This is a genomic window from Claveliimonas bilis, from assembly GCF_020892095.1.
GTDB lineage: Bacteria > Bacillota > Clostridia > Lachnospirales > Lachnospiraceae > Claveliimonas > Claveliimonas bilis.
The window spans coordinates 312,402-334,562 of sequence record NZ_AP024845.1; the positions used below are offsets into that span (position 1 = coordinate 312,402).

A 22,161-nucleotide genomic window follows, 5' to 3' on the forward strand; every position below is an offset into this window, starting at 1 on the left:
TGTTACAGCTTGTCCACGGAATCTGCATAACAATCTATGATCGTCTCATATCCGTCTCCCATAAGCTGTTCCTTTTGAAATTTTTTATTTTTCTTCATATTCGCTACCAGAACCTGTTTTCCTTCTTCTCTGTCCTTCTTGGCAAGTCCCAGCACTTTCAGCACGCCTTCTTTCGGCATGTTTTTTTCCATAAGATAAGCCTTTTTCTCGCCTTTTCTGGGCACTTCATATCCGTTTTCCAGAAGAAGCATAACAATTCTCTCAAAACCGATTGAAAATCCGCAGGCCGGCGTATCCTGGCCGGTAAATTTCCCGATCATCTTATCATAGCGTCCTCCTCCGGCAACGGAACCGCCGAAGTCGTCCATCACAACTTCAAAGATCGTTCCTGTATAGTAGGACTGTCCCCGCACCATAGTCGGAGTGAATTTTATCTTAAAATCAGCTTCTTTTGCAACCTCGACGCTGGACATGATCATTTCCATGCTGTCTGCTGTCTCTGCTTTGAGGAAATCTCCCAGCTTTTCCTTCAGGAAACGGATACCGCCTGCATCTTCAGGAGTCTCTTCAAAGAGCTTAAGATAAGTATCTACATTTTCTTTTGCATATCCAAGTTCCATCAGCTCTTCTGCCACAGCTTCCGGACCGATCTTGTCCATCTTATCCAGAATGATAAATACATCATCAAAGTCCTTTTCCGCGAATCCGCTGTAAGCGGCCATGGCTTTGAGGATATTGCGGTCATTGATGCATACGGTAAAATTCCGGAAGCCCATTTTGCCAAGCATCGCTGTAGTGGCAAGGATCAGTTCGATCTCTGCCAGGTTGCCCGGCTCTCCAAGAATATCGATGTCACACTGAATAAACTGACGGAAACGTCCTTTCTGCGGACGGTCCGCCCGCCATACATTTCCGATCTGCAGCGCTTTAAAAGGAGACGGCAGATCATTAGAATGATTGGAGTAATATCTTGCAAGAGGCACAGTCAGATCATAGCGCAGACCTCCGTCCACCACATCCGCTTCCTCTGTTGCCTCGGCAATTTTCAGCTTTTCCCCGCGTTTCAAAATTTTGAAAATAAGTTTTTCATTGTCCCCGCCCTGTTTGCTGCACAGATTTTCAATGTGCTCCACGCAGGGAGTTTCCATAGACATGAATCCGTAGGTTTTATAGGTGTCTTTGATCATCTGGATCACGTAATCTCTGATTTCCATTTCTCTGGGAAGGATATCTTTCATTCCCGTGACCGGTTTTTTCTTCAGCGCCATAGCCATTCTCCTTTTCGTTCTATCATTTCATCAATACGTCCAATGTAATCCTTGATATTTTTTACATTTTCCACCCGCATCAATGTAGTCTTTCTCTGATTCCTGCTTCCCGGAACAATAATCGGCTCATCCAGAAGAATCTTTGTAGAAGCGCCTGCTCCGGCTGCAATAATCGACTGCTTTTCTTCCATAATAAGTATATTGTATATTCCCGCTTTGTCAACCTTTGCATAGCCAACATTTTCAAAATTACCGGCAATATTTTTCTGACGGTACAGATAATAGGGCACAAGATCCATCTTTGCGGCAGCTTCATAAGCTTCCTCGATCATTTTGGGAAGTTCCTCACCCATTTTCACCGGCGCATGTTCCAAAGAAGCGATGGTTCCCGTAGTTGTCTTTTCCTGACCCATTTTTGCCGCCCGCTTAATGGCAAGAGCGTGGACGGTCAGGCTGTCCGGGGCCATTTCACAGATTTGGGACAGCGTATTTTTCATATCTTCCGCCCGCTCCCCGGGAAGCCCTGCGATCAGATCCATATTGATATTATCGAATCCCAGCTCTCTTGCAAGAGCGTATGTCTCCCGGATGTCCTCCACCGTATGTTTCCGCCCGATCAGATCCAGAGTTTTTTGCTGCATCGTCTGGGGATTGATGGAAATTCGTGTAATTTCATGCTGCCTTAAAACCTTTAATTTCCCTTCCGTAATACTGTCCGGCCGGCCGGCTTCCACCGTGTATTCCAGGAGAAATTCCCGTGAAAACGTCCGGTCAATGTGAGTGAGCAGGCGGTCCAGCTGCTCCTCGCTTAAAGTAGTCGGCGTTCCTCCTCCAATATAGATCGTGTTCAGTTTCTTATTTTTTTCTTTTGCCCTCTCCCCAATGTAGGACAGCTCCTTCAACAGGGCATCCACATAAGCTTCTATATGATCTTTCCACGCATCGACAGAGCCGGAACTGAAGGAACAGTAGCTGCATACCGAAGGGCAAAAAGGAATACCTACATAAAGGCTGTAACCATCCCGACAGTCCAGGCCGCTTAAGATCTGTTTTTCGCGTCCGGCAATCTCATAGGCAAGTCTGGCCTTTTGGGGCGTCACAAAAGAGTCTTTTGTAAACCAGTCCACAAATGCCTCTTCATCCATGCCTTCCTCCAGCTTCTGCATGGCAAGCTTTGTAGGGCGCACCCCTGTCAGGATACCCCAGGCCAGTTCCCGCTTCGTATAGCTTTGGCAGGCTTTGTAGAGCTTCACATCCACCATATATTTTCTCTGCTTCCGATCCTCGATTCCAGACAGCTCACACTCCTCAACCGTCAGAATCTGCCCATCCGGAAACTTCATGTGGAGCGTCTCCCCAAGCCCCTGATCCACTGTCTGATGCACTTCCTCCTCCGGAAAAAAAGCCTTCACCAGGTGGTAGGCATTGTATGCATATAAATCTTCCTTACAGCTCAAAAAAATCATAATATTTACAGCCTTTCTTTCACCTTCGCAGTTTTACCCGGGGTATTTCGCAATTTTACCCAGGGATTAACGCAGTTTGGGACGTAACACTTTTAAAGTTTGTTACGTCCCAAGTTGCGTTAAACAAACGGATTATGTTCTCTTTCGTAACCGATCATAGTCTCGCCCATATGTCCCGGATACACTTTCACATCGTCCGGCAAAGTGAAAATCTTCTCCCGGATCCCGCGAACTAAATCTGACATGCTGCTGTTGGGGAAGTCGGTTCTTCCCACAGAGCCCTGAAACAGAGTATCTCCGCTGAACAGCACTTTTTCTTTTTCCACATAATAACATACTCCTCCAGGTGTATGGCCCGGCGTATGGAGTACAAGGAAGTCATATCCGGCAAGGGATAACACCTGATTGTCCCTGATATAGGTAACATCGGAAAAAGTGAATCCTGCTGTATAAATCCCGGAGAGGTTCAGCGCCGGATCCTTCAGGGTGTCTTCTTCCTTCTCATGCACATAAACCGGCACAGGAAACTTTTCAAGAAAGCCTCCGATTCCCATCGTATGGTCAAAATGGCCATGCGTCAGTAAAATGGCCGTTACTTTCAGTTCTTCCTCTTTTATATAATTGAGGATGGAAGGCGGGCATGCAGCCGGGTCGACAATGACGGCCTCTTTTGTCTCTTCATTGGAAACGACATAGCAATTAGTACTGATAATTCCCGTGACAAATTTTTCTATCTTCATGCTGTTTTCACCTCATATCTTATTTTCTATCCCACTGCACGCTCAATGTCTATAACGCCTTCCAGCTGTCTTAATTTTTTCACAACCAAAGATAGCTCCTCCCGTCCATGGACGATAAATCCGGCCTCAATAGTCGCCGTTCCCTGTTTGCTGGTCCGTACATTCATAGATTTTACATCTATTTTGCACTCTGTAAAAATTTTAGACATTTCCATCAAAAGTCCCTGTCTGTCATGAGCATACATTTTAATTTCCGCCAAATACTGGCCGCCGGCTTTCTCTGCCACATCGCTCTCCCACTCTGCATCGATGAGCCGGGCTCTTTCTGCTTCTGTAAGATGAAGCATGTTGACACAATCCGTCCGGTGAATGGAAAGCCCCCTTCCCCGGGTCACAAAGCCAACAATCTCGTCTCCCGGAACCGGATTGCAGCATCTGGAAAAACGCACTGCCATATCGTCAATTCCTTTTACTACGATTCCGCTCTTTGATTTGGCAATATGCACTTTGTTTTTCGCAGCCTCTGCCACTTTTTCAAGAACAACCTCGTCTGTAATCTCCTGCTTATGTTCTTTTCCATATTCCTCTACAAGACGGTTTACAACCTGCCCTTCTTTCAAACCTCCGTGGCCGATGGCAGCAAGAACCGAATCCCAATCCCGAAATCCGTACTTTTTCTGCACAACTTCCTGGTATTTCGGTTTCATGATATCGCTTAAAGTAATGGTTTTTGCCTTGCAGTAAGCGGCCACCATCTCTTTTCCGCGGATAATATTCTCTTCTTTAAACTCTTTTTTGAACCACTGGTTGATCTTATTCTTCGCCTGGGTACTTTTGACAATATTGAGCCAGTCTCTGCTTGGTCCTCTGGAGTTCTGAGAAGTCAGAATTTCAATACGGTCTCCGTTTTGAATCTTATAATCAATATTTACCAGCTTCCCGTTGACCCTGGCGCCTACCATCTTATTTCCCACCGCGCTGTGGATGGCATAGGCAAAATCCACCGGCGTCGATCCGTTGGGCAGGCTCTTTACATCCCCGTTTGGAGTAAAGCAGTATACATCTTCTGCAAAGAGATCCAGATCTCCTTTGAGCATACTTAAGAACTCCCGGTTGTCGGACATATCTCTCTGCCATTCCAGGATCTGTCTTAACCAGTTCAGCTTTTCCTCTTCCTGGGCCTTGACATTCTTCTTTCCGTCGTTTGATTCCTTGTATTTCCAATGAGCGGCAATACCATATTCCGCTGTTTTATGCATCTCCTGAGTACGGATCTGTATTTCAAAGGGCTGTCCCACAGAACTCATCAATGTCGTATGGAGGGACTGATACATATTGGCCTTAGGCATGGCGATATAATCCTTAAACCTTCCCGGTATGGGCGTATACATCTCATGGATCACGCCAAGAGCCGCATAGCAGTCCTTGACGGAATCTACAATAATGCGCACCGCGAAAAGGTCATAGATCTGATCCACCGTCTTATCCTGGTTGACCATCTTTTTATAGATACTGAAAAAATGCTTTACTCTTCCATTGATCTCAGCTTTGATGCCTGCATTTTTAATGTGCTGCGACACTTCCTCTACAATCTGCTGCACAAACTCTTCCCGCTCTGTTTTGCGGGCGTTGATCTGATCCACAAGGTCATAGAAGACTTCCGGCTGCGAATATTTCAGCGCAAGGTCATCCAGCTCCGTCTTGATCTTGGAAATACCAAGTCTCTGTGCGATCGGAGCATAGATGTCCATAGTCTCTTTTGCCTTTTCTTTCTGCTTCTCCGGACGCATAAACTGCAGTGTCCGCATATTGTGCAGCCTGTCTGCCAATTTTATGATGATGACACGGATATCCTTTGCCATAGCCAGGAACATTTTTCTTAAATTTTCCGCCTGGACTTCCAGTTTATCCGATGAATAGGACAGCTGTCCCAACTTCGTCACACCGTCAACAAGAAGGGCCACCTCTTCTCCAAATTCTTCCTTGATCCCTTCTTCCGTCATGACAGTATCTTCCACCACATCATGGAGCATCCCTGCCACAATCGTCTCCTTGTCCATCTCCAGATCTGCAAGGATGATCGCAACCCACAGAGGATGAATGATATATGGCTCACCAGATTTCCTGCACTGTCCCTCATGAGCATTCTTCGCAATCCGATATGCCTTTTCCACCATAGACACATCTGTAGAAGGATGATATTTGCGTATCCGTCCGATCAGCATTCGATAAAGCTCATCCGGATCCTGGTAATCAGCAGGTGCTTTTACTGCATGTCCGTCAACGATCTCCAGTCCCAGCATCTGATTTTCCATAATGGATTCCGGCGCTATCCGGTTACGGCTGTCAGATTCATATGTCGTGATCCCCGCCATATCAATTCCCTCCTTTCTCTTCCTTCTCTTTCACACTCTACAAACAATTCTTATTTACCCGGATAAATAATGACAGAGTCCAGATCATAATCACCCAGCCTGTCCCGGCCTTTCAGTCCAGCCAGTTCCATAAGAAATACTATCTTTACTACCTCTCCTCCAAGGCCTTCCACCAGCTTCACGATTGCTTCTGTCGTTCCTCCGGTGGCCATCAGGTCGTCGATGATCACAACCTTTTCTCCCGGCTTTATAGAGTCACGGTGCATTTCAATAGATGCCGTTCCATATTCCAACTCGTATTCAATGGAAACTGTCTCTCTTGGAAGCTTTCCTTTTTTACGAACCGGAATAAACGGTTTTCTCAGATTATAAGCAATGGGGACTCCGAAAATAAAGCCTCTGGACTCTGGTCCTACAACAACGTCAAAATCTATCCCTTCCAGTTTCTCCTGCATCAGATCCACTGCAAGGTGCAGCCCGTCCGCATCTTGCAGCATACTGGTCACATCTCTGAAAATAATCCCCTCTTCCGGAAAATCCGGAATACTTGTTACATATTCTTCTATCGGCTTCATTGTCAAGCCCTCCTATCATATATTTCCGAAGTTAACACTATATTTTAGTATAGCATTAATTCCCCTTTATTGGCAAGAGCAAGCCTTACGTGATCTGATAATGGGTTTACGTGATCTGATAATGGGTCAGCGTAATCTGTACCCTCTTCTCTCCCATATATTCATTGATACCCGGATAATAAGTGACGGACATACGTATCCTCTGACAGGCCCCGGCAAAAAAGTCCCTCTTTACCTCCGCTCCGTAATGCCGTTCCACTTCATCCAAGTAAGCCAAAGCATCTCCAAAATATACTGCCTCCATAGAAGTACCATAGCTGTCCCTCACCTGCATCCGCAGCATGTTTCTCTTCTTTCCGATCAGACGAGCTGCGAGAACTTCCACTTGTCTTTGCGCAAAAACCGGTTTCGGATTCCCTTTTCCAAAAGGCTCCAACAGCTCCAGTTCCTTTATAAACTCTTCTGTCACCTGTGCGAAAGGAAGCTCCATATCAATGGATACCTTTTCCTGCATGTCCTCCTCTTTCAAAGTACAGACTGCATTGATTCCCTGACGGAACCGCTCTACATTTTTTCTTGGAAGAGACAGTCCTGCTGCCAGTTTATGACCTCCGAACCGCGTCAGAAGAGCGCTGCACTTATTCAGCTCTTCATACATATGATAGGCTTCGATGGAACGTCCGGAACCTTTTACTTCCTCTCCTGAATCTGTCAGTACAAAAACCGGCTTATAATAATATTCCCTGATACGCCCCGCCACAATCCCGGCCAGACTTTCATGGCACTTTGGCAGATAAAGGACAAGTACTTTGTCCCGCCCTGCTGCTGTTTGTTCTACCAGTTCCATGGCCTGCTTTACTGCGTCCTCTGTCATATCTTTCCTGCTGTCATTCAACGCTTTCAGATCTCCTGCCAGAATATCCGCTTCCGCCTTTGTTCCGGCATCCAGAAGCTCCAGCGCTCTTTTGGCCGTATCCAGCCTTCCACTTGCATTCATGCAGGGTCCCATGACAAAGCCGATATGATAGCTGCTGATTCTGGCAGGATCGATCTTTGTACATTCCATAAGAGCTTTCAGTCCCAGATTAGAGGTAGACTGCAGCATTTCCAGTCCCTGCCTGACAAAGATCCGATTCTCCCCTGTAAGATCCATCACATCTCCCACTGTTGCAATCGCCACTTCTTCCATCAGATAATCGATATCTGCCGAATCTTTCCCCGAAGCTTCATACAAAGCTTCCATCAGTTTATAGGCAACAGCCGCTCCGCACAGCCCCTTGAAGGGATAGAGGCAGTCCGCTCTCTTAGGGTCCACCACTGCATCAGCCGGAGGAAGGACATACTTTCTCTCCCCATTTTCCTCCCGGTAGGGAATCTCGTGATGATCTGTCACAACAATGGTCATCCCAAGGCTCTTTCCATAGGCAATCTCCTCCGCTGCTGCAATTCCATTGTCACAGGTTATGATCGTGTCTGCCCCGGCTTCTTTTGCCCGGTCAATGAGATTTTGATTGATCCCGTAACCATCTGTCATGCGGTCCGGAATATCAATGTCTACTACTGCCCCAAGTCCCCGCAGGCCTTCCATCAATATATAAGTCGCATTTACTCCATCAATATCATAATCCCCGATGATACGGATTCTGGCTCCCTCCCGGATCTTTTCCAAAAGAATCTCTACCGCTTTGTCCATATCTTTCATCAGCATCCCATCATACAGATCGGCAATCGTTCCATAGAGATAATCCTGTATTGCCTGATCTCCGATAATTCCCCGGTTTCTTACAAGTACTGCCAGATAGGGACTGATATGGAATTTTCTGCTGATACTTTTAAAATCTGCTCCCTTTCTAAGTAAAACCCAACGCTCCATCTTTTTTCTTCCTTACTATGCAAAAGAGGAGTGCGCCGAAACTGCACCCCCCTTCTTCTGTTCTATTTTTTCTTTTTTCCTTTCTTTCCGGCCTTCGCTTCTTCCGCCTTCTTTCCGCCGATCTTCGTTTTCATTACATACCACAGAGCCCCTGTGATACATACGGAAGAATAGGCCCCGCATACGATACCAACCATCAACGGCAGTGCAAACTCCTTGATGGAGCTGACACCAAGCACATACAGCACTGCAATTGTCATGAAAGTAGTCAAAGAAGTATAAATACTTCTGGTAAGTGTCTGTGTGATACTCTTATTGACCAGATATGCAAGATCTGTCGTTTTTGTCTGCAGCTTAAGCTCCTCGCGGATACGGTCAAAAATGACAATAGTCGCATTGATCGAGTATCCGAAAATTGTCAGAAGGCAGGCAATAAAGGTATTTCCGACAGATATTCTCGCTGCTGCATAGAACACAATAACAACCAGAACGTCATGCAGGAGCGCCAGAACCGCACTGGTGGCAAACCGGATATCTTTAAACCGGAACCAGATGTAAAGCAGCATAAATACCGTCGCCACGATCACCGCAACCACTGCGTCTTGCCGCATCTCGCTGCTGACAGTGGAACTGATGTTTTCTGATGTGATCTTGCTTTCGTCTACCTGGAACTGATCTACAAGGGCCTGATTCAATTCCTCACGTGTATCCAGATCCAGTGTTACAGTCTTGATGATAACCTGATTGGTATCTGCAACCTTCTGTGTCTGTACGTTTTTGTCTCCCGTTACTTCTTCCACAACCGGAACAATCTGGGAGTCAATCTCATCGATCGTATAGTCTTCATTAAATGTCACATTGGTTGAAGTACCGCCCTCAAACTCCAGGCTATAAGCCATGGCTCCATTTCCTCTGGCGGAATTGATACCCATATATGCGGCACCTGCAATAATAACTACAAGAGAGATTGTAAAAAATATCGCTTTCTTCCCCACAAAATTAATGGGTTCTCTTTCTTTTCTCGGACGGTAGTAAAGTTTTTCATTTTTAAGTCCTACCGCATAAAATGCGAAGACGATCATTCTTGTAATGACGAGCGCTGTAAACATGGAAACAACAATACCGATTCCCAGAGTCTGTGCAAATCCTTTTACGCTTCCGCTTCCAAGGAACCACAATACGACTGCCGCGATCAAAGTTGTCACGTTTCCATCCACAATAGCTGACATCGCCTTGTGGAATCCGGCTTTCAATGCGTTTCGTACACTCTTGCCTTTTGTCATCTCTTCTTTTACACGTGCAAAAATGATGACATTGGCATCCACCGCCATACCGATACTCAGGATGATACCTGCAATTCCGGGCAGAGTAAGGGTCACATTAAATGCATTTAAAATTACCAGAACAAGCCCTGTATAAATCAGAAGCGCAAGGCTGGAAGCAAGTCCCGGCAAAAGATATACAAAGCACATAAAAAGGAATACAAGACCAAGACCGATCGCTCCGGCCATCAGACTTGTACTGATCGCCTGTTCTCCAAGCTGTGCTCCCACCACATTAGAACGCAGCTCTTCCAGCTCAAGCTGCAGCCCTCCGATACGGATAGTAGAGGCGAGATTTTCTGCTTCTTCATAAGTAAAGTTTCCTGTAATATAAGCCTGTCCTCCAGTGATTGCCTGCTGTACTGTCGGCGCACTGATCGTTTCCCCGTCATAAATAATTGCAATCTGGCTTCCTACATTGGCACTGGTAGCTTCTGCAAATTTATCCGTTCCTTCTTCGGTCAGATCCAGTTCTACCGAATACTCAGTGGCTCCGGTTGTACTGTTCTGCCCGGACTGGACAGAAGCCGTTTCTACATCTGATCCTGTGATAACCGTCTCCCCATCCATTGTCTGAAATTCCAGAGAACCCGGCTTACCGAGTTCATCCAGGATCGTATTTGCGTCAGTTACGCCTGGAATTTCAATATTGATCCGGTCGTCGCCTTCCTGATAGACACTGGCCTCCGTACTGTACTGTTCTACACGCCGCTGCAGCTTGTAGATCGTATCGCTCATTTCCTCGCTGGTAGGATTCTCGTCTTTTACCTGGTAAGTAATACTGACACCTCCGGCCAGGTCCAGGCCCAATGTAATATTTCTGGTCGCCCCTGTTCCCAGCTCGCCAAAGCCTTTGAAACAGGTAAAGGCAAGAAGCACCAGCAGCGCTGCTGTTACGATCAGGCTTATTATGCCCTTCTTCTTGTTCATCGCCTACACTCCTTCTTCTTCTATTTGCGCCATTGCCGCCTTCATCATAATCGCGCATTCCACACGCTTCCGCTGCATTTCACAGCCGATATCATAAGCATCATGGATGGTTCCATGGAAATTATAAGAGTTAGCCATGCAGCCGCCGCTGCAGTAAAATTTTGCAAAACAATCTTTGCATTTTTCCTTGGAGTAGACGCTGCATCCGCGAAATTCCTCGGCAATCTCCGGCTTTGTGATGCCTTCATCCACATTGCCCATCAAAAATTCTTCTTTTCCAACAAATTGATGACAGGGGTACAAATCTCCCCAGGGAGTCACTGCCAGATATTCTGTCCCGGACCCGCAGCCGGACAAACGTTTGGAAATGCAGGGACCTCCTTCCAGATCGATCATAAAATGGAAAAAATGAAAGCCCTTTCCTTCCTTCTCTCTTTCTATCATTATTTTAGCAAGCTTATCATATTCCTCACAGATCTTCGGGATATCCTCTTCGCGGATCGCATAGGGATCAGATTCCTCTCCCACTACCGGCTCGATAGACATCTGTTTAAAGCCAAGATCTGCAAAGTGAAGAATATCATTGGAAAAATCCAGATTATTTCTTGTAAAAGTTCCTCTGATATAATATTTCTCCTGGTTTCTGCTCTCAGCAAGTTTCTGGAACTTCGGCACGATCAGGTCATAGCTTCCCTTGCCGTTCCGGAAAGGTCTCATCTGATCGTTAATTTCCTTTCTTCCGTCCAGGCTCAGCACCACATTGTCCATCTCTTTATTGATAAACTCCTGTATCTCATCATTCAGGAGCACACCGTTGGTTGTTACAGTAAAGCGGAAATGTTTATCATGGATCTTTTCCTGTTCCCTGCCGTATGCCACCAGATCTTTCACTACCTGCCAGTTCATCAGTGGCTCTCCGCCAAAGAAATCCACTTCCAGGTTCCTCCTGCTGCCGGAATTTTGTATCAGAAAATCCAGCGCTTTGCGGCCCACTTCATAGCTCATCAGCGCCCTTCGGCCATGATATTCTCCTTCTTCCGCAAAGCAGTATTTACAGGCAAGATTACAGTCATGGGCAATATGAAGACAGAGTGCTTTGACAACCGTCTTTCTCTTCTTCACTTCCCCCACATAAGACTCATAGACATCCTCTGTAAAAAGCCGTCCTTCCCGGGTAAGCTCTTTAATGTCATCCAGAGCATCTTCTATATCTTCCTTTTTATATGTATCCTGCATTCGTTCAAGGAGCATTTCTTTTGTCTCCGGCTGTTCCAGACTTTCGATGGTAGGATCTTCTTTTCCTTCCTGCAAAAGCTCCAGCATCCGGTAACACAGATCGTCCACAAGATGAACGGCTCCGCTGTACACATCCAGGACAATATTATATCCATTGTTACGGTACTGATGTATCACCTTTCGTACCCCTTTCTGTCGCTAAAATTCCTCTAAAAAAGCACAAAATGTATCGTATAGGAACCTGGGTTCCTATACGATACAAAAATTACCTTATTATTGATCTTTTCTGTTCATCAGATTCCTATTTCTTCTGTTCGCATGTCTGATTTCCTACTGTGCAGGAAGTTTTACAAGCGGATTGACAGGATGTCTGACATTCCCCACATCCACCTTTTTTCATTGTATTGTTTAAGGTCTGTGTGTTTAATGTTTTTATGTGTTTCATCCTTGCAGCCTCCTTCTCTTACTTTAACTTATGCTATTATAGCACATGCCCCTGCTTTTTGGAAGCACTTTTTTAGGAAATCATTCCCCCGATCATACCTCCTCCCGCACACAGAAGAAAGGTTGTCACCATGTGTATTCCGCTGCCGTCAAGGCTTCTGTACACTCCCAAAGTAATGAATACAAGGAGCAGAAAATACAGGATTCCTATTGCCAGCCCCCATACAAACCGCCTTACTTTGGCTGTTTTTCCGATCACGATCCCTCCTACCAGAGTCGCTGCAATGTAGATAGCAACAATGCCTGCCGATACTGCCTGCTCCCCCAGATCAAGCTTATACAGCAAAAAGGCCAGCCCCACAAGGAGCACTCCTGTTACAATGTACGAAATCAAAAGTACCTTTAACACCCACAATATTTTTGTTTCTTTCCCCATCTTCCTATCCATATCCTTTTCTCCTTGTCCAGTCATTTCCTATCTAATTGATATGAAAAGACCGGGGCGTTTATGAGTAGGATATGGATTTTTTTACTGCTCCATCTGACGGCCCAGAAATCCCGCACCACAGGCGGCCAGTTTTATTTCTGTATCGTTCATTTTTTTTCTGTCGTCTGCCTCTAAAAGGATCACGCCTCCAATGACATCTCCCTCGGAAAGAATGGGAGAAATTACTTCCTGGCTGTATCCGCTGTGTTCCTCCGTAATTTTTATAAATCCTTTATCTCCCTGCAACGCAAAGATATCACGGCGCCCTTCCAGCGCCTTTTCCAGTGCTTTGGTAATGAATTTCTCCTGAAAATCTTTTTTCCCGCTTCCGGAAGCCGCCACTATCTGATCCATATCGCAGATACAGACCAGCCTCTCTGAGGTCTGCGCCAGACTGTCTGCATACTGTGCGGCAAACGCCGACAGTTCCCCGATGGGAGAATACTTTTTCAGGATAATCTCTCCTTCCCGGTCAGTAAATATTTCCAGCGGATCTCCTTCCCGGATTCTCAAGGTCCTCCTGATCTCTTTTGGAATGACCACCCGTCCCAGATCATCGATCCGCCTTACAATCCCCGTTGCCTTCATAATAAAATTTCCTCCATTTTACATTCTTTCCATTTATCTTGCTTTTTGTAGATAACGGTAGTATCTGTAAAATAGAGGAAATTATACTCTTCCATCTGCCTTTTCTAATCTTTTATTTTAAAAAGTCTGCCTCTGAATCCGGGCCATACATGTCCCTGAAAATACTCATACGCATTGTCATATATCCACAGCAGGATCTGACCTCCAATCAGCACTGCTGCCGCCATCCCTCCGGATAGCTTCTGTGAAAACAAAATCTCCTGAAAAAATACCACAAGAGGAATGTACATTAGATTAAACAAAACAAATTTCATTCCAAAAAAAATCCCTCTTCTTTGAACTTTTCCCGGGCCTTTTGCAAGAAGTCTCCACATCCCTTCCACCGCAGTAATATAAAATCCCATGGCGGCAAAAGTAAGCACATAAAATTTATTCGGCGCCAAAATCACTCCCAGCAACACTGCCGCCAGATAAAAGGCAACTCCCATTTTCATGCCCATCTCACGGATCACAATTCCGACAAAATAGGATCCTGCTGCCAGAAAAAACAGTGTCCCTGTTTCAAACACACTGCCCAGCGCCATGCAAAGAACACATAACGCAAGCAGCAGTCCCCCAAACGCCATCATCTTCGTCTTTACATGCATTGACAAAGGTCTCCTCCCATACATTCGCAGCACTGGTCTGCAATACAAAGATCGCAGCATATATTTCCTGTTCCGCAGCTTCCTCCTCCCATTCCATATCCGCCGTAAGGATTACTCTGATACCTTCGGCTGTTAAATTCGATCTGATTCAGAAGCTGCCTGTACTGTACATTATTCGGTTCCATATTGACTGCCTGAGCCGCATGATCTCTTGCGACAATATTATTTCCAAGTCCTGCATTGGCAAAGGCGCTTGCATAATACCACATAGAAGTCCGGTTTGGCATACGATTCAAAAGATTCAGCGCTTCCTGATATCTCCTGTTATTGATAAAATTAATGACCGCCTGCATCTCCACATCCTGATCGCCGGATGACTGTTGCTGATATCTTCCATAATTATAAGAATTGGATGTCTGTCCTCCGCCTGTTGACCTCTGGCGCATAATCTCATCGTATGCTTCCTGTATTTCCTTGAACTTTTCTTCCGCAAGATCTGCCAGCGGATTGTCTACATTGGCATCCGGATGGTACTTTCTGCTCAAATCCCTGTAAGCTCTTTTTACCTCATCATCAGATGCATTGGGAGAAACCCCCAGAACATCATATGGATTTTTCGTCATTGTTTTTTTCGTCCTCTCTTCTATCGGTTTCTTTTTCTTTCTCTTGTATACTTCGATAACGATTCCATACTCCATCATACAAAATATTTCTTAAAATGTCTATATCTAATAAACAAGGAAGTTTTTCAAATTCCGCACTGCACTCGCCCATCATCATACACAGGATGTCCCTCATCCTCTCCTCATAATCTTCCTTTTCTGAAAGTTGTTTCAACGGGTTGTATCTGCCGGCTCTTTGATCCTCCTTCAAATCCTCATAGGCATCCATGATATAAATAAATTTCCCCAAATAAAATCCCATTCTCCTCAATGTTTCTGCCCATACATCTTCCCGGACAGCCAGCATCTCTCCCATCATACGGCCGAAACATCCTGCCGTTCTGTCAATATCAGCGCTGCTCTCTCTTTCCAGGGCTGAAAGTTCTTTCAATTCTTTTTCAAAGACACGGCTCTGTCTCTCATAAATATGAGAGAGTTTTTCCTTTTTGGACTGCAGCAGTTTTGTTCCAATCAGACTTTTTTTCTTTCTGTCATCTTCCCAATCGTCTTTTAAATGATAGTAAGACATCAAAATATTCATATCTGCACAGTATCCTGTCATTTCATTCAAAAGCATTTTCTGCCTTTTGACCGGATGTACTTTACAGCGATGCTCTTCCTGAATATTCGGGCTCTCATACAGGGAATGCAAAAAGATCAGCACAAAAGTCATATCATATGTAAGCGTCATCTGCCCCATAGCTCCATATTTCTTTTTCAGTTCCTGACACAGTCCGCAGTAATATGCTTTATATCTTCTGAAGTCCTTCATTTTGAGCTCCGGCTCATAAATTCTTATATATCCAAACATTTGCTCTCCCTGCACTTTTTATCTAAAATATTCTGCCAGTTATTGTATCAGATTTCCTGTGTTTCCGTCAATTCACCTCCCACCCCTTTTCAATATGCCCTTGTAAAGAAGGGGTACTCTTCGTTATAATAAAAGAAAAAATTTTCTAGGAGGAATATCATCATGAGCAAAATTGATGAAGTAAGAAGCGCCATGGTACAGGCAATGAAGGCCGGTGACAAGGCGACAAAAGAAACTCTGTCCATGCTCCTTGCCGCTTTAAAAAATAAAGCAATCGACAAACGGGCCGATCTGACTGAGGAAGAAGAAATTCAGGTTGTTATGAAGGAGATCAAACAGACAAAGGAAACTCTTGAAATGACACCGGCTGACCGCACGGAAATCATCGAAGAATGCAAAAACAGACTGGCTGTCCTGGAACAATATGCGCCTGTCATGATGGGCGAAGATGAGATTCGCGGCATTATCACTGCAACTCTAAAAGAGCTTGGAATCGAAACTCCCGCCTCCTCTGATAAAGGCAAGATCATGAAAACCCTTATGCCCAAAGTAAAAGGAAAGGCTGACGGAAAGCTGGTAAATGAACTGGTTGGAAGCTATATCAAATAGTTAAAAACATAACAGGGGACGTAGTAAAGTTCAATTTCAATGTCATTAAGTTTAGAAAATGAGTCCTCAAAAGAAAGACAGTGTTGATATCCAAATCTACGCTGTCATTCTTTTATGCAGACCGATAAAGCAGACCGCTGTCTGCTTCAAATTCCTGTTCCGTATTTTCCCCTTTTATGCTATCCTATAAGTGAAATAGATCACTGCTTTTGGGGAAGGTGTTCTGGGAAAACTTCTTTCCCTTCTTATTGGGACTTTATATTTAAGCAGTAATATTTCAACATCTGGCGGCGCTGTCCCATTTGGACAGCGCCATGATTTTAAGCAGATATCTACTGCTGTACTCAGGCTGATCTGATAATCATATTTCCAAGATGTTTTTTGGGGAAGCGAGATGTGAAACAGGATGCTTTTACAATAATTGAACATGATGACTTTTGCATACAGTTCCTGCAGGACATACTCTATTCTTTTTGAATGAAGCGCACTGGCCCCAAGATTATATTTTAGCTGGGAAAATGCTGTCTCTATCATCCAACGCATACGGTAGAGTTCCTGGAGCATTCCAACGGGCATTTCTTCTTTGGACAGATTCGTAAAAAGGATCTCGGAAAGATCTTCGTTTACTTTCAACTTTATCACTCGTAGTTTCATCGGATATTCCGTTTGCTCTTCCGTAAAAAAGTCAAACTTTGCACCGGATCGGATCCGTTTGTAGAGTTCCGGCTGTTCTTTGGTGCCACGGCAGTGTTTTTTACAGATGACGACAGGACATTCCACATCGAATTGTTCCTGATCGGGAATGGCTAAACTGGAAAGGATCCCCCTGTCTCCCTGCCGTCCCCGGATCACAAAATTCCATCCTTTTTCCAAGATATGTGCAAAGGTATTATAACTTTCATATCCCCGGTCGGCAGTAAGGATGACTTTGCTGGAAATTTCCGTTTGTGCCAGCATGGTAATAAGGGCGGAGTGTTCATCTTTTTCATGGACAGGCTGAAACAGGACCTGATCAAAAATACCGCTGTTTAGATGGTATAAAGCGTTTAGATGGATTGCGTTTTTCCCTTTTTGTGTGTTAGGGATCTTTCGATGGCAGAGAGGTTCTTTTTTATTTTCCGGGAAGGAGAGCTCTGAACCGTCAGCAGCAAGAAGATGATAGCCATGGAAGTTGGAATGTTTGGGGAGAGAGGCCGTAAAAACAGAAAAGAGGACTTTCATAGTATTGGGCTTGAGTTTGCCGCGCTGTTGCAGCATGGCGGAAGAGGTAGGAAGATCCGGGCGATAGGAGAAAAAGTCCAAAAGTTCCTTATCCAAAGACTTAGCGCCTAAAGAAAGAAGGAAACGTAAGGTATCAAAAAAGGAAATTTTTCTGGAACGGGAAAAATCTTTTCCGGGACGTTTTACATAAGAATCAGAACTACGGGACATTTTTTTCATAATGTGTATTAATTTTTGTTTTGTGATAAGGGAATAATCAGCCATTTGAAACCTCCAAAAAAGTATATATTCAAATGGCTTCGCCACAAATTTTGTATGATTTGTCAAGTGTTTTCATCAAAAAAGCATGGAATATTTCTTGTTCCATGCTTTTCGAATCTTAATTTCTAAACTTAATGACATTGAAGTTCAATTTTACTACGTCCCCTGTTATGTTTTTAACTATTCTGTTTCCTCTGCCTGATCGTCTGTCTGCACTTCGTCTGCATACGGATCTGTCTCGTCCTGCTTCATTGTCACACTCAATTTATTGAAGTCTACCTTATCCCAAACGCGGTTATTAACATCAATCTTGGCGTCATCCCGCCATTCCGATATGGTATCGTCCAAAAGCTTCTGCTGCCGCTCCTGCACAATTTCTGTCTTCTTCGTATCTGTGGCTTCCCGGTCAAAAAGGCTGGTCACTCTGGCCACATAATAGCCTCCTGTACTCTCCACTACTCCTGTAGTACCGCCTTCCTCCAGCTTATCCATTTCAGCCACCAGCTCTTCCGGATATCCGGTAGATTCTGAATCAAAAGTTCCTTCCACAGCTTCATATCCCTGCTGTGACGCATAAGCAGAAAAATCTGAGGCGCCTGCTGCTCCTGCTGCAAATTCCTCTGCCTGTGTTTTCAATTCTGCCTTCTCCTCATCCGTCATCTCGCTGGAATTTCCTTCTTCATCTGTTGTGGTAAAACTGAACGTCACATACTGCATTTTCTTCTGAGCTGCCTCTTCATCAGAAACTTCTGTATCCGCCCCTGCCATCACTGCATCCTGCACTTTCTTCTGGATCGTCATAAGTTCCAGTATACGCTCTACGGTATCTGTATTTCCCGATACTTTTTCCTTCTCTTCAAGACCGTTATTTTCATCGAACTGCTTTGCCGCCTCTTTGATGGAATTTTCTTCCTCCTCCGTCAAAGCAATATCATAATCTCCCATATGATCTTCCATCAGATACATATTCTCTAAAGATTCCAGAACAGAATCCTTCACTGTATCCTCATAGGATTCCCCATCTGAAGATCCCTCGCTGTTCCACATATCATCGCCCAAATACCCTGCATAATATGTCTCATACTGCGCCTGTGTGTACCGCGCCAGAAAATTGGCAAGATCTGCCGTGATCTCTTTATCATCTACAGTCACTACCACATCACTGCCGTCAAAACTTCCGCAGCCGGACAGAGATGCCGCCGCCAGCACCCCTGCCAGCAGACAGATAACTGCTCTTTTTTTCATGGTTTTTACACCCTCCTTCGTATTGCTGACTCTGTCATTATACCGTTTTTCTTCTATTCAAGCAATCCTTGCATGGAAATTAACACATTTTTCACTACTTCCAGAATATCTTCGTCTTTCTCCTTCTTATTAAAGCCCTTTTTCTGATAAATAAAACACGGTGTTTCTTCCGCCCGGAAAACGAGACTTCCCTTATAGCTTTCCAGCATAGCCGGAATCCTGGCCGGGTTTACCCTGGCCTTCTCGTACATCGTAAAAATATACTGCTCTCCCTTTTGTTCTACTGCTGTAACGTAAACCTGGTGAGCCATCGCTTTCAGATTTGCGATCTTAAGAAGCTGCTGCACCTTTTTTGGTATATCTCCAAACCGGTCGATCAGTTCTTCCAACATGTCTTCCATCTCTTCTTCATTCTCAATAGCAGCAATCCTCTTATAAACATCCAGCTTCTGATATTCATTGGGAATGTAGGATTCCGGAATATAGGCATCCACATTGAGATCTATCGTCGTTGTGTAAGTCTCTTCCTCCATCTCTCCTTTCAAATGTTTCACTGCTTCATTCAACATTTTACAATAGAGATCATATCCTACCGCTTCCATGTGACCGTGCTGTTCTGCTCCCAGAAGATTTCCGGCACCCCGGATTTCCAAATCCCGCATGGCAATCCGGAATCCGGATCCAAGGTCCGTAAACTCCCGGATAGCGGACAATCGCTTCTCGGCCACTTCTTTGAGCATTTTGTCTTTCCGGTAAAGGAGGAAAGCATAAGCCATCCGATTGGAACGCCCGACTCTGCCGCGAAGCTGGTACAGCTGGGAAAGTCCCAGCCTGTCAGCATCATGGATGATCATCGTATTGACATTGGAAATGTCAAGTCCCGTTTCAATAATTGTTGTAGAGACAAGAACATCAATCTCCCGGTTAATAAAAGCATACATGATCTTTTCCAGTTCATGTTCCCTCATCTGCCCGTGAGCAAAAGCAACGGAAACTTCCGGCACAAGCCTTTGTATTCTTGCCGTCACCTCGGCAATATCTTCCACGCGGTTGTAGACATAGTATACCTGCCCCTGCCGGGCACATTCCCTCTCTATGGCCTCCCGTATCATTTCTTCATTGTATTCCATGACATAGGTCTGTATAGGCATTCTCTCCTGCGGAGCTTCCTCCAGAACGCTCATATCCCGGATTCCGATGAGGCTCATATGGAGAGTACGGGGAATCGGCGTTGCCGTCAAAGTCAGAACATCCACATTTTCTTTCAGCTTTTTAATCTTTTCCTTATGTTGTACGCCGAATCTTTGTTCCTCATCAATAATCAGAAGTCCCAGATCCTTGTATTTTAAATCGTCGCTCAGAACCCTGTGAGTACCGATCACAATGTCAACAAGGCCTCTTTTCGTATCTTCTATGGTTTTTTTCTGCTGAGCCGGAGTTCGGAAACGGCACATGAGATCTACACGGACCGGAAATTCTTTCATCCTCTGCAAAAACGTATTGTAATGCTGCTGTGCAAGAATCGTTGTCGGCACCAGATAGACAACCTGTTTATTTTCCTGTACAGCTTTGAAGGCGGCACGAATAGCGATTTCGGTTTTCCCGTATCCTACATCTCCACAGATCAGACGGTCCATGATCTTATGGCTTTCCATGTCTTTTTTTACCGCCTCAATAGCCAGAAGCTGATCTTCTGTCTCTTCAAAAGGGAACATCTCCTCAAATTCTTTTTGCCAGACGGTATCTTCTCCGTAAACATAGCCTTCCTTTTCCTGTCTTGCCGCATACAGCTGCACCAAATCTCTTGCAATTTCTCTTACCGCTCCCCGGACCCTTGTTTTTGTCTTGGTCCACTCCTGAGTACCAAGGCGATTCAGTTTCGGCTTCTTGGCGTCTGCACTGGCATATTTCTGGATCAGATCAAGCTGGGTAGCCGGAATATAAAGATTGCCTCCCTTTGCATAGGAAATCTTCATATAATCCTTGGCTACTTTATCTACCACAATCTTTTCAATTCCCTGATAAATTCCAAGTCCATGATTCTCATGGACAACATAATCTCCTGGCTTAAGCTCTGAAAAACTTTGGATCTTCCGTCCTTCATAGGATTTTCTTTTCTTTTTCTTTCTGACCTTTCCAAAAATATCCGTCTCGGAAATGACCTGAAATTTCAGCATAGGGTATTCATAGCCTTCCGCCACATGGCCGTAAGCTGTCATGATTTCCCCCGGAAGTACCTGCCGATCCATTTCATCACTGTAAAAGCTGCTTAAGTTATAATCACGCAGATCCTCGGCAAGACGTTTCGCCCGTGTTCTGGAACCGGAAAGAAGCACAACTTTGTACCCTTCCCTTTTCAGTCTCTTCAGATCTCTTGTCAGCATTTCAAAACTGTTATTGTAGGGATTGATCCCTTTTGTCTGTATATGATATTTAGCCCGTACCTTAAACTGAGGACACTTTGTATCAAGAGAACAGAAACCGATACTGCAGCGGCGGTTTATTTTTTCCGTAATTTTTTCAGTATGGTAAAGCTGCATCTCCCTGTCGCTGACCTCATACCCGCTCTCCAGTCGTTTCGCCTGTGCTTCTACGAACTCCTCTTCTACTGCTTTCCCTTTTTCCAAAAGTCTGGCCGGCTCGTCCAGAAAAATCAACGTTCCCTTTTTTGGGAAATAATCCAGAAAAGATACACTTTCGGCTGTCTCCTTTTCCATATCCTCTGTTGGATAAATACAGACAGATTCCAGATTTTCAATGGAACGCTGACTTTCCACATCAAAGGTCCGAATAGAATCTACTTCATCATCCCACAGTTCAATCCGGACCGGAAGCTCCTCTGTCAGCGGATAAATATCCAGGATCCCCCCTCTCACTGCAAACTGTCCGGGGCCTTCCACCTGCTCTTCCCTGTCGTATCCATTAGCCGCAAGAGCCTTTTGAATCTCCGGAAAATCTATGATTTCGCCGTTTTTAATCTCCAGTACTTTTCCCTGTATAACTTCTCTTGACTGCAGAACGTCCATAAATCCGTCAAAACTGGTTACAACCGTAATGTTCTTCTGTTCCAGGATTGCCTGTATCACTGTCATTCGCTGGCGCATCAGCTCCTTACTGCGGATATCCGCCTGGTAAAAAAGAAAATCCTTTGCCGGATACAGATATATGTTTCCATCCAGGAACCGGTATTCCTCATAAATCTGCTTTGCCTTTGATTCACTGGAACAAGCGATGACTTTATAATCACAGCCATCGCCAAGCGCATACATCAGATGAGTTTTCTGAGAATTGACGCAGCCCGATATCTGCAGCATTCCCGGTTCTTTCTCTCTCTGTTTCCATATTTCTTCAAATTCCGCCAGTTCATGCAGGGGCCCTGTCAAGGCTTCCATAATCCTTTC

General features: G+C 44.9%; 18 protein-coding genes. 1 reads left to right on the plus strand and 17 read right to left on the minus strand.

Annotated features, from left to right (window positions below; translation table 11 throughout):
• Nucleotides 1–2 precede the first annotated feature (2 nt).
• From hisS to EUBC25_RS01645, 14 genes are all read right to left on the minus strand, one after another.
• Entirely contained in the window at nt 3–1,274 is a 1,272-nt protein-coding gene (hisS, locus tag EUBC25_RS01580) for a histidine--tRNA ligase (RefSeq protein WP_230106507.1), read from the minus strand.
• Nucleotides 1,259–2,734 carry a coproporphyrinogen dehydrogenase HemZ gene (gene hemZ, locus EUBC25_RS01585; protein ID WP_230106508.1) on the minus strand — a complete coding sequence of 492 codons (1,476 nt, stop codon included), beginning with the start codon at nt 2,732–2,734 and terminating at the stop codon, nt 1,259–1,261. The genes hisS and hemZ overlap by 16 nt, the downstream gene beginning before the upstream one ends.
• A gap of 119 nt (nt 2,735–2,853) precedes the next feature.
• Nucleotides 2,854–3,474, minus strand: a complete 621-nt coding sequence (locus EUBC25_RS01590) for an MBL fold metallo-hydrolase (protein WP_230106509.1) — start codon at nt 3,472–3,474, stop codon at nt 2,854–2,856.
• 26 nt (nt 3,475–3,500) lie between these two features.
• Nucleotides 3,501–5,849, minus strand: coding sequence for a RelA/SpoT family protein (locus EUBC25_RS01595; RefSeq protein ID WP_230106510.1), 2,349 nt, complete (start codon nt 5,847–5,849; stop codon nt 3,501–3,503).
• Between the two features lie 50 nt (nt 5,850–5,899).
• On the minus strand, nt 5,900–6,424 hold the full coding sequence (locus EUBC25_RS01600; RefSeq protein WP_230106511.1) for an adenine phosphoribosyltransferase: 525 nt from the start codon (nt 6,422–6,424) through the stop codon (nt 5,900–5,902).
• A gap of 106 nt (nt 6,425–6,530) precedes the next feature.
• Nucleotides 6,531–8,297, minus strand: a complete 1,767-nt coding sequence (gene recJ / locus EUBC25_RS01605; protein WP_230106512.1) for a single-stranded-DNA-specific exonuclease RecJ — start codon at nt 8,295–8,297, stop codon at nt 6,531–6,533.
• Between the two features lie 62 nt (nt 8,298–8,359).
• Nucleotides 8,360–10,549, minus strand: a complete 2,190-nt coding sequence (gene secD, locus EUBC25_RS01610; protein ID WP_230106513.1) for a protein translocase subunit SecD — start codon at nt 10,547–10,549, stop codon at nt 8,360–8,362.
• Nucleotides 10,550–10,552: 3 nt separating this feature from the next.
• The gene (scfB, locus tag EUBC25_RS01615) at nt 10,553–11,962 is read right to left on the minus strand and encodes a thioether cross-link-forming SCIFF peptide maturase (protein ID WP_230106514.1); all 1,410 of its coding nucleotides are present in this window, start codon (nt 11,960–11,962) and stop codon (nt 10,553–10,555) included.
• Between the two features lie 124 nt (nt 11,963–12,086).
• Nucleotides 12,087–12,230 (minus strand): six-cysteine ranthipeptide SCIFF, encoded by a 144-nt coding sequence (scfA, locus tag EUBC25_RS01620; RefSeq protein ID WP_008976445.1) that lies wholly within the window; start codon nt 12,228–12,230, stop codon nt 12,087–12,089.
• Nucleotides 12,231–12,302: 72 nt separating this feature from the next.
• On the minus strand, nt 12,303–12,677 hold the full coding sequence (locus tag EUBC25_RS01625) for a TIGR04086 family membrane protein (RefSeq protein ID WP_230106515.1): 375 nt from the start codon (nt 12,675–12,677) through the stop codon (nt 12,303–12,305).
• Nucleotides 12,678–12,758: 81 nt separating this feature from the next.
• The gene (gene spoVT / locus EUBC25_RS01630; RefSeq protein ID WP_230106516.1) at nt 12,759–13,304 is read right to left on the minus strand and encodes a stage V sporulation protein T; all 546 of its coding nucleotides are present in this window, start codon (nt 13,302–13,304) and stop codon (nt 12,759–12,761) included.
• A gap of 104 nt (nt 13,305–13,408) precedes the next feature.
• Nucleotides 13,409–13,951 (minus strand): hypothetical protein, encoded by a 543-nt coding sequence (locus EUBC25_RS01635; RefSeq protein WP_230106517.1) that lies wholly within the window; start codon nt 13,949–13,951, stop codon nt 13,409–13,411.
• A complete protein-coding gene (locus tag EUBC25_RS01640; protein WP_230106518.1) occupies nt 13,942–14,574 on the minus strand; it encodes a DnaJ domain-containing protein in 633 nt (210 codons plus the stop codon). Before EUBC25_RS01640 ends, EUBC25_RS01635 begins: the two co-directional genes overlap by 10 nt.
• Nucleotides 14,555–15,424: a DUF5685 family protein gene (locus EUBC25_RS01645; RefSeq protein ID WP_230106519.1), complete on the minus strand. Its 870-nt coding sequence runs from the start codon at nt 15,422–15,424 to the stop codon at nt 14,555–14,557. The genes EUBC25_RS01640 and EUBC25_RS01645 overlap by 20 nt, the downstream gene beginning before the upstream one ends.
• A gap of 162 nt (nt 15,425–15,586) precedes the next feature.
• On the opposite strand from EUBC25_RS01645, the gene EUBC25_RS01650 reads away from it, so the two are divergent.
• The gene (locus tag EUBC25_RS01650; RefSeq protein ID WP_230106520.1) at nt 15,587–16,033 is read left to right on the plus strand and encodes a GatB/YqeY domain-containing protein; all 447 of its coding nucleotides are present in this window, start codon (nt 15,587–15,589) and stop codon (nt 16,031–16,033) included.
• A 174-nt stretch (nt 16,034–16,207) separates the two neighbouring features.
• On the opposite strand, the gene EUBC25_RS01655 is transcribed toward EUBC25_RS01650, so the two are convergent.
• From EUBC25_RS01655 to mfd, 3 genes are all read right to left on the minus strand, one after another.
• Nucleotides 16,208–17,518, minus strand: coding sequence for an IS4 family transposase (locus EUBC25_RS01655; RefSeq protein WP_230106013.1), 1,311 nt, complete (start codon nt 17,516–17,518; stop codon nt 16,208–16,210).
• A gap of 177 nt (nt 17,519–17,695) precedes the next feature.
• Nucleotides 17,696–18,760, minus strand: coding sequence for a peptidyl-prolyl cis-trans isomerase (locus tag EUBC25_RS01660; protein WP_230106521.1), 1,065 nt, complete (start codon nt 18,758–18,760; stop codon nt 17,696–17,698).
• Nucleotides 18,761–18,813: 53 nt separating this feature from the next.
• Complete coding sequence (mfd, locus tag EUBC25_RS01665; protein ID WP_230106522.1) at nt 18,814–22,152, minus strand: transcription-repair coupling factor; 3,339 nt, start codon at nt 22,150–22,152, stop codon at nt 18,814–18,816.
• Nucleotides 22,153–22,161: the final 9 nt, after the last annotated feature.